The sequence below is a fragment of the Flavobacterium sp. genome (genome assembly GCF_025352015.1).
Classification (GTDB): Bacteria; Bacteroidota; Bacteroidia; order Flavobacteriales; family Flavobacteriaceae; genus Flavobacterium.
On record NZ_JANXUG010000020.1, the window covers coordinates 1 to 9,881 of the forward strand.

General features: G+C 33.9%; 8 protein-coding genes. All 8 read left to right on the top strand.

The window, feature by feature from the left end:
• The coding region (locus Q0Q96_RS02430) for a DUF5110 domain-containing protein (RefSeq protein ID WP_293871309.1) at positions 1-488 on the top strand (488 nt) is incomplete at its 5' end.
• 37 nt (positions 489-525) lie between these two features.
• On the top strand, positions 526-1,344 hold the full coding sequence (locus Q0Q96_RS02435; protein WP_293871312.1) for a M48 family metallopeptidase: 819 nt from the start codon (positions 526-528) through the stop codon (positions 1,342-1,344).
• A 72-nt stretch (positions 1,345-1,416) separates the two neighbouring features.
• The gene (locus Q0Q96_RS02440) at positions 1,417-2,727 is read left to right on the top strand and encodes an MFS transporter (protein ID WP_293871314.1); all 1,311 of its coding nucleotides are present in this window, start codon (positions 1,417-1,419) and stop codon (positions 2,725-2,727) included.
• 45 nt (positions 2,728-2,772) lie between these two features.
• A complete protein-coding gene (locus Q0Q96_RS02445; protein ID WP_293871316.1) occupies positions 2,773-3,684 on the top strand; it encodes a DUF6252 family protein in 912 nt (303 codons plus the stop codon).
• A 223-nt stretch (positions 3,685-3,907) separates the two neighbouring features.
• A complete protein-coding gene (lon, locus tag Q0Q96_RS02450) occupies positions 3,908-6,358 on the top strand; it encodes an endopeptidase La (RefSeq protein WP_293871319.1) in 2,451 nt (816 codons plus the stop codon).
• 133 nt (positions 6,359-6,491) lie between these two features.
• Positions 6,492-7,520, top strand: a complete 1,029-nt coding sequence (gene porQ / locus Q0Q96_RS02455; RefSeq protein ID WP_293871322.1) for a type IX secretion system protein PorQ — start codon at positions 6,492-6,494, stop codon at positions 7,518-7,520.
• Positions 7,521-7,535: 15 nt separating this feature from the next.
• Positions 7,536-8,222: a (d)CMP kinase gene (gene cmk / locus Q0Q96_RS02460; RefSeq protein ID WP_293871325.1), complete on the top strand. Its 687-nt coding sequence runs from the start codon at positions 7,536-7,538 to the stop codon at positions 8,220-8,222.
• 488 nt (positions 8,223-8,710) lie between these two features.
• Positions 8,711-9,862: an IS110 family transposase gene (locus tag Q0Q96_RS02465; RefSeq protein ID WP_293871328.1), complete on the top strand. Its 1,152-nt coding sequence runs from the start codon at positions 8,711-8,713 to the stop codon at positions 9,860-9,862.
• Positions 9,863-9,881: the final 19 nt, after the last annotated feature.

Here is a 9,881-nt window from a genome sequence, read left to right on the forward strand (position 1 = left end):
ACTGGTACAACTACTGGACCAACGAATTGGTTGAGGGTAAGAAAGAACTTTGGATAAAAACCGATTTTGATCAAATTCCTATTTTTATAAAAGAAGGGGCTATTATCCCGAAATATCCCGTGCAACAATATGTGGGCGAATTACAGTTTGACGAACTGACTTTAGACGTTTATTACAAATTAGGCAAAGAAAAATCTACGGTTTATGAAGATGCTCAAGACGGGTATGATTATAACAAAGGAAGGTTTTCCTTGCGAACTTTTACCTTAAACGGTAAAGAGAAAGAGCTAATCATTCAACAACATAAAGAAGGAACTTTTGAAACGGGCTATTCTAATTTTAAAATTAATTTGAAATCTTTGCCTTTCAAAGTAAAGAAAATTGAAGTTGATAATGAAAAAATAGCCTTGGATTCTTTGCAACTTAATGGAGATAATACCTTAATATTATATAAAGATTTCACAGAATTACATATCATCGGTGCCTAAAAAAAACTTAAATTTGTTGAAAATAATTAAATTCATTATGAAAAATAGACTTTTACTTTGTGTTATTGTGGTATTAATGGTATCAATTTCATGTTCCACAAATCCTTTTACAGGAAAAAACACATTGGCTTTAGTTCCTAATAGTGAAATATTGCCTTCGGCATTTGCACAATACGGCACATTCTTAAAAGAAAACAAGGTTATTGTTGGCACTTCAGATGCTGCTAGAGTTGTAAACGTTGGAACAAAAATCAAAAATGCTGCAGAGAAATGGCTCAATGCAAATGGTTATCAAGGCTATCTTAAAGATTACCAATGGGAATATCATTTAGTAGATAATAAGGAAGTAAACGCATGGTGCATGCCCGGCGGAAAAATCGTAGTCTATTCAGGAATAATGCCTATTACAAAGGATGATGCTGGTTTAGCTACTGTTTTAGGTCATGAGGTTTCGCATGCCTTGGCTAATCACGGTCAACAACGGATGAGTGCAGGATTATTACAACAACTTGGAGCCGTTGGTGTTTCTGCTGCAGTTGGAGGTAAAAGTGCCGAAACACAACAAATTGCAATGACTGCTTATGGGGCAACAACCGAAATAGGAGGTATGTTACCTTTTAGCAGAAGCCATGAAAGCGAAGCGGACCAAATAGGTTTAACTTTAATGGCAATTGCGGGTTATAATCCAGATCAGGCGGTAGTTTTTTGGTCGAGAATGTCGGCTGCATCTTCTGGAAATAAACCACCTGAATTTATGAGTACCCATCCCTCTGACGAGACAAGGATAGCCAATTTAAAAAGACTAATTCCAGTAGCAAAGGCAGAAGCCTTAAAATTTGGTGTAAAGTTTAAATAACAAGTTACTTCTAAAAAAATAGTACATTTAATCCCGATTTAAGTCGGGATTTTTTATTTAAAAACATTATTTATGGTAACATTACAAAAAGGTAATCCAAAGTTAATAATAGCTTGGGCTTTTTACGATTGGGCAAATTCGGTTTATAGTCTCGTTATTGCAACAGCAGTTTTTCCAATTTATTATGAGTCTATAACGAAAGATAATCATGGTATTGTTACTTTTCTTGGTACAGATTTTCATAATTCAACCTTACTTTCTTATTCCTTATCCTTTTCGTTTTTGATAGTTGCATTGCTCTCTCCCATATTATCTGGAATTGCAGATTACACGGGTAATAAAAAAAGATTCATGCAGTTTTTTTGCTACATGGGATCGTTGTCGGTAATGAGTTTATTCTTTTTTACAGGAAAAGAAACGCTTTGGATAGGCATCGTATTTACCATATTAGCAAGTATAGGTTTTTGGGGAAGCATTGTTTTTTATAATTCCTATTTGCCCGAAATTGCGCCACCAGAACAGCACGATAGAGTAAGTGCGAAAGGATTTATCTACGGGTACGCAGGTTCGGTACTTTTATTGACCTTTAATTTAATTATGATACTGAAACCCGAAATGTTTGGAATTACTGATCCAACTTTACCAGCTCGTATTTCATTTTTAATGGTAGGAATTTGGTGGATGGGATTTGCACAAGTAACGTTTCATTTTTTACCCAATAATATTTTTCATAAAAAGCCTCAAAAAAATTATATTTTTAAAGGATTAAAAGAGTTAAAAATTGTTTTTAAAAGTTTGTCATTACATACCAGTTTGAAACAATTTCTGATTGCTTTTTTCTTGTATAGTATTGGGGTTCAAACTATCATTTTATTAGCTGGAATTTACGGCAAAAAAGAATTAGGAATTGATACTAATAAGTTGATAATAACAATTTTATTAATACAAGTTGTTGCCATATTTGGAGCCTATCTTTTTTCAAGAATTTCAGAAAAAATTGGAAACATCAAAACATTAAAACTAACTATCGCTATTTGGGGATTGATTTGTTTTGCAGCCTATTTGTTAGACGCAAAAAATAAATATATAGACATTCAATTTTATTGTTTAGGAGCTATCATAGGCATGGTTTTAGGTGCAATACAATCCTTGTCGCGTTCAACCTATTCAAAATTATTGCCCGAAACACAGGATCATGCAACTTTTTTTAGTTTTTTTGACGTAACCGAAAAACTTGCCATCGTTTTAGGCACCTTTATTTTTGGATTTGTAGGAGCATTATCAAATTCATTAAAAAATTCCATATTTATACTTGCCATTTTCTTCTTGTTGGGTTACATTGTATTAAGCTTTATGAAAAAAAGTGAACTAACAAGTAAATAGAATTTCAAAAAAAATTATATTTGGATAATAATTATCAAATTTATCATGAAGAAAATACAATTAATTGCTGGAATATTTTTAATCTTGAACGCTTTCATATCATGCACAACCGAACCAATTGATAGTGCTATTAATTTGGCGGATTTTAATAGTACTTCAAATGGACCTGCAGTTTTCAAGGCAGATTTTAGTGGAAACACTTGGATCGCAACCGAAGCAACTGCAACTGTTGCCAGTAATTTAATTTCTATTCAAGCAGCTAAAGCGGACGGCTCTACATTTGCTATTTTGATTCAAGGCAATGCAGCAGCAACTTATCCGTCAAATACAAATATAATAGCTTACACAGGAGCTGGTTCCACATTTGCTTATTGGTCTGTGAACAGTGCTAATGCTTCCGAAAATACAGGTTCTATCACAATCACAAATATTAATTCTGTAAACAAAACAATTTCAGGAACTTTTAGTTACAAGGGCTATTGGTCGGATACCACTAGTACTTCTATTATTCCTGTTCAATTTACCAATGGTGTTTTTACTAATATTCCTTACACGGGTACAACACCACCGCCAACATCTAGCGACAATTTTTATGCAAAAGTTGATGGCACTGAATTTGTAGAAGATCAAATTAATGGTGCGCTACTTACCAATGTTTCGGGAATGCCAGATCAAATAAGTGTTGTAGGATCTAAAACCAATGGTGACAGTGTTGGTCTCAATATAGTTAGATCATTAGCGGTAGGAACGTATCAATTCACGGGTCCTTTGGGAGTTGAAGTAAATGGAAGTTGTGTTTTAAACAGCGTATTTTACAATGCCGAATCGGGTTCAATAACAATAACTTCAAAAACACCTACAAGAATTGCGGGAACATTTAATATGGTCGTCAAAAACTTCACTACATCTGCCACAAAAACTGTGACCGAAGGATCATTTGATGTACAGTATAATTGATTTTTGTTAGTATTAAAAAAATTAAAAATCCGTCATTTTGGCGGATTTTTTTTTGGCACAAAGATTGACTGGATGGTGACAAAGTCAATGGTTCAGTTACTGAAATCAACTTTACCATAAATTTAATGTCATACATCGATTTTAGTTTATTTCTATTAAAAGATGCTCTATATTTGATGAACATTATTAATCACTAATGTCATTTTGAACAAATAAATACCACATGTCAAGACACAATATTATATCCATTGACAATTTGTCATTGCAAGAATTTGATACCGAAACCGATTTAATTCCGCTTTTAACTCCCGAAGACGAGGAAGAAATGAATAAAGAAGAACTACCAAGTTCTTTGCCAATTTTGCCTTTGCGGAATACTGTTTTGTTTCCAGGTGTTGTAATTCCCATATCGGCAGGAAGAGATAAATCAATAAAACTTATTAACGATGCCAATGCAGGACATAAAATCATTGGTGTTGTGGCTCAAAAAAATGAAGAAGATGAAGATCCGACGAAGAATGATATTTACACGGTAGGTACGGTAGCTCAAATTTTGCGAGTCCTTAAAATGCCCGACGGAAATATCACCGTTATTCTTCAAGGAAAAAAGCGTTTTGAGATTGATGCCGTTACTTCTGAAAAACCTTATTTAATAGCTACGGTTAAAGAATTTGAAGAAAAAAGACCCAAAAAAAAAGATTCAGAATTTGATGCCATAACCGATTCTGTTCGAGAATTGGCTATCGAAATTATAAAAGAAAGTCCAAACATTCCAACCGAAGCTACCTTTGCTATTAAAAATATTGAAAGCCAATCGTTTTTAATCAATTTTGTTTCTTCTAACATGAACCTTTCTGTTAAGGAAAAACAAGATTTATTGGCCATTAATATTTTAAAAGAAAGAGCGTTGGAAACCCTGCGCTTTATGAATGTGGAGTTACAGAAACTTGAACTTAAAAACGATATTCAGTCTAAAGTTCGTTTTGATCTTGACCAACAACAACGCGAATATTTCTTGCACCAACAAATGAAAACGATTCAGGAAGAATTGGGAGGCGTTTCAAACGAACAAGAAATAGAAGACATGCGTTTAAAAGCTAAAACAAAGATTTGGGATGATAAAACGGCAAAACATTTTGATAAAGAAATTTCCAAAATGCAACGCATGAATCCGCAAGCACCAGATTTTGGCATACAACGAAACTATTTAGAGTTATTTTTAGAATTGCCTTGGAACCATTATTCCAAAGACAATTTTGATTTGAAAAGAGCACAAAAAGTGATCAATCGTGATCATTTTGGTTTAGATGATGTTAAGAAAAGAATTATTGAACATCTGGCAGTGTTAAAACTGCGCAATGATATGAAATCGCCAATTATTTGCTTAACCGGACCTCCCGGTGTTGGGAAAACGTCTATAGGAAAATCAATTGCAGAATCATTAGGAAGAGAATATGTTCGAATTTCTCTCGGAGGTTTGCGCGATGAAGCAGAAATTCGAGGACATCGTAAAACCTATATTGGTGCGATGCCGGGAAGAATTATTCAGAGTTTAAAAAAAGCAGGAACTTCTAATCCAGTTTTTGTTTTAGATGAAATAGATAAACTTTCTAATAGCCATCAGGGCGACCCATCATCGGCTTTATTAGAAGTTCTAGATCCTGAACAAAACAGTGAGTTTTATGATAATTTCCTTGAAATGGGTTACGATTTATCCAAAGTAATGTTTATTGCAACATCCAACACGATGTCTTCAATTCAGCCTGCTTTAAAAGACAGGATGGAAGTGATTAAAATGTCAGGCTATACTATTGAAGAAAAAACAGAAATAGCGAGCAGACATTTATTTCCAAAACAGCTAGCAGAACATGGTTTAAAAACAAAAGATTTAGTTATTGGAAAAAAACAATTGGAGAAAATTGTGGAAGGCTACACTCGTGAATCGGGAGTAAGAAATTTGGAACAAAAATTGGCGCAAGTTATCAGAAATGCTGCCAAATCGGTAGCGATGGAAGAAGAATACAACAAGAAAGTTACCGATGAAGATATCGTAAAAATTCTTGGTGCGCCAAAACTAGAACGTGATAAATCAGAAAGCAACGATGTAGCGGGAGTTGTTACAGGTTTGGCTTGGACATCAGTGGGTGGCGATATTCTTTTTATAGAATCTTTAATTTCATTAGGAAAAGGAAATCTAACTTTGACTGGAAATTTAGGAACGGTGATGAAAGAATCAGCAACCATTGCGTTAGAATATATTAAAGCCAATGCATCCTTATTTGGTTTAGAACAAGAAATGATTTCAAAATACAATATTCATCTACACGTGCCCGAAGGCGCTACGCCTAAAGACGGACCAAGTGCTGGAATTGCTATGCTAACTTCTTTGCTATCACTTTTAACGCAACGAAAAGTAAAGAAAAATTTAGCTATGACCGGCGAAATTACCTTGCGAGGAAAGGTTTTGCCGGTAGGCGGAATCAAAGAAAAAATATTGGCGGCAAAAAGAGCAAATATTAAAGAAATTATTTTGTGTCATGAAAACAAAAGCGACATTGACGAGATAAAACCCGAATATATATTGGGGCTTACCTTTCATTATGTGAAAGAAATGAGCGAGGTCATTGAGGCAGCATTAACCAATCAAAAGGTGAAAAACGCCAAAAATTTATAGAATTATTTTCAAAAAAATAGGGTGAAGGCATAAGTAAAACAAAACTTATGCCTTTTTCTTTTAACTTTTTTTCATACCATATAAAATAATATCTTCGCATTTGCGTTATAGTATGTAGCAATAGTCTTTGTTGATGTTAAAAAAAACAATTTGTTTTGGATTTTGTTTTGCTAATTTGATGAGTTATAGTCAGATTGGAGGAAAATCAATTTACCAATTTTTAAACTTGGTAACATCACCAAGACAAGCTGCTTTGGGTGGAAAAGTGATTACTTTTTACGATAGCGATGTCAATCAAGCGCATTTCAATCCTGCCAATATAAATCCTGATATGGATAATAAACTTTCTTTAAATTACGGAAGTTTATTTGGCGACGTAACCTATGGCACTGCTTCTTATGCTTATACTTACGACCGACATGTTCAAACATTTTTTGGAGGAATTAATTATGTAAATTATGGAAAATTTGATGGGTATGATGAAAATGGGAATTCAACTTCAAAATTTACAGGAAGCGAAATAGCCTTGACTTTTGGGTATGCCTACAATATTCCAAACTCTGATTTTTATGTGGGAGCGAATGGCAAACTGATTTCTTCCACACTTGAAAGTTATAATTCCTTTGGAGTTGCTGTTGATCTAGGTGCTATGTTTATTGACACACGCAACGATGTCAATTGGGCAATTTCCATCAGAAATATGGGAACCCAAATTACTACGTATGCCGATACACGTGAAAAATTACCTTTTGAAGTTTTGATTGGCGTGTCACAATTGATGGAAAATGTACCTATTCGTTGGCATTTAACGTTAGAAAATATGCAACAATGGCAAATAGGATTTGCAAACCCTAATAGGGCTCAAGGTGGTTTAGACGGCGGCGCAACTCCCGAAAAAGTATCGGTTTTTGGGAATGCCTTACGCCATGTTATTGTTGGTATTGAGCTTTTTCCGGATAAAGCTTTTAATTTGAGATTAGGATACAACTTTAGGAGAGCCGAAGAATTGCGCATCTTGGAACAAAGAAATTTCTCTGGAATATCTGTTGGTTTCGGATTAAAAATGAATAATTTAAAGTTCAATTATTCCTATTCACGGTATACATTGGCAGCCAATACTAGCTTGTTTGGTTTAACGATAGATTTTGCAAATAATAAATAGTAACAACGGACCATTTTGAAAAAAATAACCATAGCCATAGACGGATTTTCCTCAACTGGAAAAAGCACATTAGCAAAACAATTAGCCAAACATCTAGGGTATGTATATGTTGATACCGGTGCAATGTACCGTGCGGTAACTTTGTTTGCTATGCAAAACGGTTACATCAATAAAGACTTTTTTGATAAAGAAACGTTAATCAATAGTATAAACTTCGTAAAACTACACTTTGAATTCAATGCAGTTGTGGGTTTTGCTGAAATGTTTTTGAACGATGTTAATGTAGAATCCGAAATTAGAACACTCGAAGTTTCTAATTTTGTTAGTTTAATTGCCGAAGTTCCTCAAGTTAGAGCAAAACTGGTAGAACAACAACAACAAATGGGTTTCGGGCAAGGAATTGTTATGGATGGTCGTGATATAGGTACCGTTGTTTTTCCTACGGCTGAACTCAAGATATTTATGACGGCAAGTGCGGCTACTCGTGCGCAAAGGCGATATGACGAATTGCAAAATAAAGGACAAGATGTTTCTTATGAAGAGGTTTTAAAAAACGTTGAAAAAAGAGATTATATAGATACGCATCGGGATGATTCTCCGCTCAAACAAGCCGATGATGCTATCGAAATTGACAATTCGTATCTCACAAAAGAGGAACAATTTAATACTGTTTTGGAGTTGGTACAAGAGGTATTGGGTTGATGCTACTACTAAACAGTCATTACTTAAACAACATTATTAGGTTTATTGGGAATTATAAATTGGACTGTAGTTGCTTTTTGTGACTTTAAGCATTGGTTTTTATGCAACTCTTTTTTAAGAACTACAATTATAATTTATAAAAAACAAATTTCTCTTAAATAGGCTTAAACGAGGTCGAGTTTTATACTTATTCTTTAAATTCAACTTTTTAAGAGAGGTTGCGCAACAGCTACCGCTCATATCTTTGTTTCTAATTCAAATAGAATAAAAATACCTTTGATAAATAACTAATAATAAACAAGACAAAGTTGCCAAATTGTGACACGGCTAGATACGTTTTCAAGACGATATTGACTAACAGGTAAATCAACTTTGTTTTATTACATTCAAGTCACAATAAGTACTTAAGCGCTTGATTTTGGATCAAGACGCTGTATAAAAATGAGCTAAGACCAGTGTGATATTTGTTTATTTAAAAACAATAAATTATGACCATAAAGTATTCTATCGGGCTTGATATTTCAAGCAAAAAAGTAAACGGAAGTATTAGTTTAATTGATGACAATCAAAAAGTCACTGTAAAATCAAGTATTTTGTTTTGCAATACTCTAAAAGGATTTTCGGAGTTATCACTTTGGATTAAAAAGTGGCATACCCAACTTGAAATTCCACTTGTGATTTGCATGGAAGCCACAGGGGTTTATCACGAGAACTGTGCACTTTATCTATTTGAGAAAGGGTATGATGTTTCGATAATTCTCCCTAATAAAGCCAAGCATTATCTAATTTCTATTGGATTGAAGTCCAAAAACGATTCTATAGATGCAAAAGGATTGTCAAAAATGGGAGCCGAGCGATGCCTTGATTTATGGCAACCAGCTGGTAAATATTTTTATGAACTGCGCCAATATACTCGGCAACACCAGAATTTGCAAGAACAAAAGACAGTCATTAAGAATCAATTACACGCTTTAGAATTTGGCATGTATGAAAACAAAGCTGTTGTACAACAACTTAAGAAAGTAGTCCAACTCTTTGATAAACAAATCAAGGAGTTAGAAAAGATTATAAAAAAACATCTGGAAAGTGATGAAATTGTTAAACAAAAAGTAGAAAACATTTGCCAAATAAAAGGGATTGGAATCTTAACCGTAGCTACTATTTTAGCAGAAACCAATGGCTTTGAATTATTCAAGAACTACAAACAATTGATTAGTTATTCAGGTTTTGACGTAGTAGAACGTGAGTCAGGAAGCAGTGTTATAGGTAAAACCAGGATTTCAAAAAAAGGGAATTCACATATTCGTAGGGCACTATTTATGCCAGCATTTACGGTTGTAAAGTATAAAGAACCATCGTTTTTTGGACTTTATGAACGAACCTATGCAAAACACGCAATCAAAATGAAAAGTTATGTAGCGGTTCAAAAAAAGTTACTCACAACCATCTATCATCTATGGAAAAAAAACCAAGAATATAATCCCAACTACATTTTTATTATCCAAGAAAAGGAACAGGAGCTTTCTTCTTTGCTCGGCTTTGAAAAAGCCGAATCAACACAAAAAAATAGCCTCAATCAAGTTGAGGCTATACAAGGTAAACATTCACTGAAAAATCACAGTAGGCTTCCTCTTTGCTAATACAAATTTAGAAAAATAA

What these genes read in the sequence shown, in the direction of transcription:
- Q0Q96_RS02440 (WP_293871314.1), top strand. Translation starts at nt 1,417, where the DNA reads ATGGTAACATTACAAAAAGGTAATCCAAAGTTAATAATAGCTTGGGCT.
- Q0Q96_RS02445 (WP_293871316.1), top strand. Translation starts at nt 2,773, where the DNA reads ATGAAGAAAATACAATTAATTGCTGGAATATTTTTAATCTTGAACGCT.
- Q0Q96_RS02465 (WP_293871328.1), top strand. Translation starts at nt 8,711, where the DNA reads ATGACCATAAAGTATTCTATCGGGCTTGATATTTCAAGCAAAAAAGTA.
- porQ (WP_293871322.1), top strand. Translation starts at nt 6,492, where the DNA reads ATGTTAAAAAAAACAATTTGTTTTGGATTTTGTTTTGCTAATTTGATG.
- lon (WP_293871319.1), top strand. Translation starts at nt 3,908, where the DNA reads ATGTCAAGACACAATATTATATCCATTGACAATTTGTCATTGCAAGAA.
- Q0Q96_RS02435 (WP_293871312.1), top strand. Translation starts at nt 526, where the DNA reads ATGAAAAATAGACTTTTACTTTGTGTTATTGTGGTATTAATGGTATCA.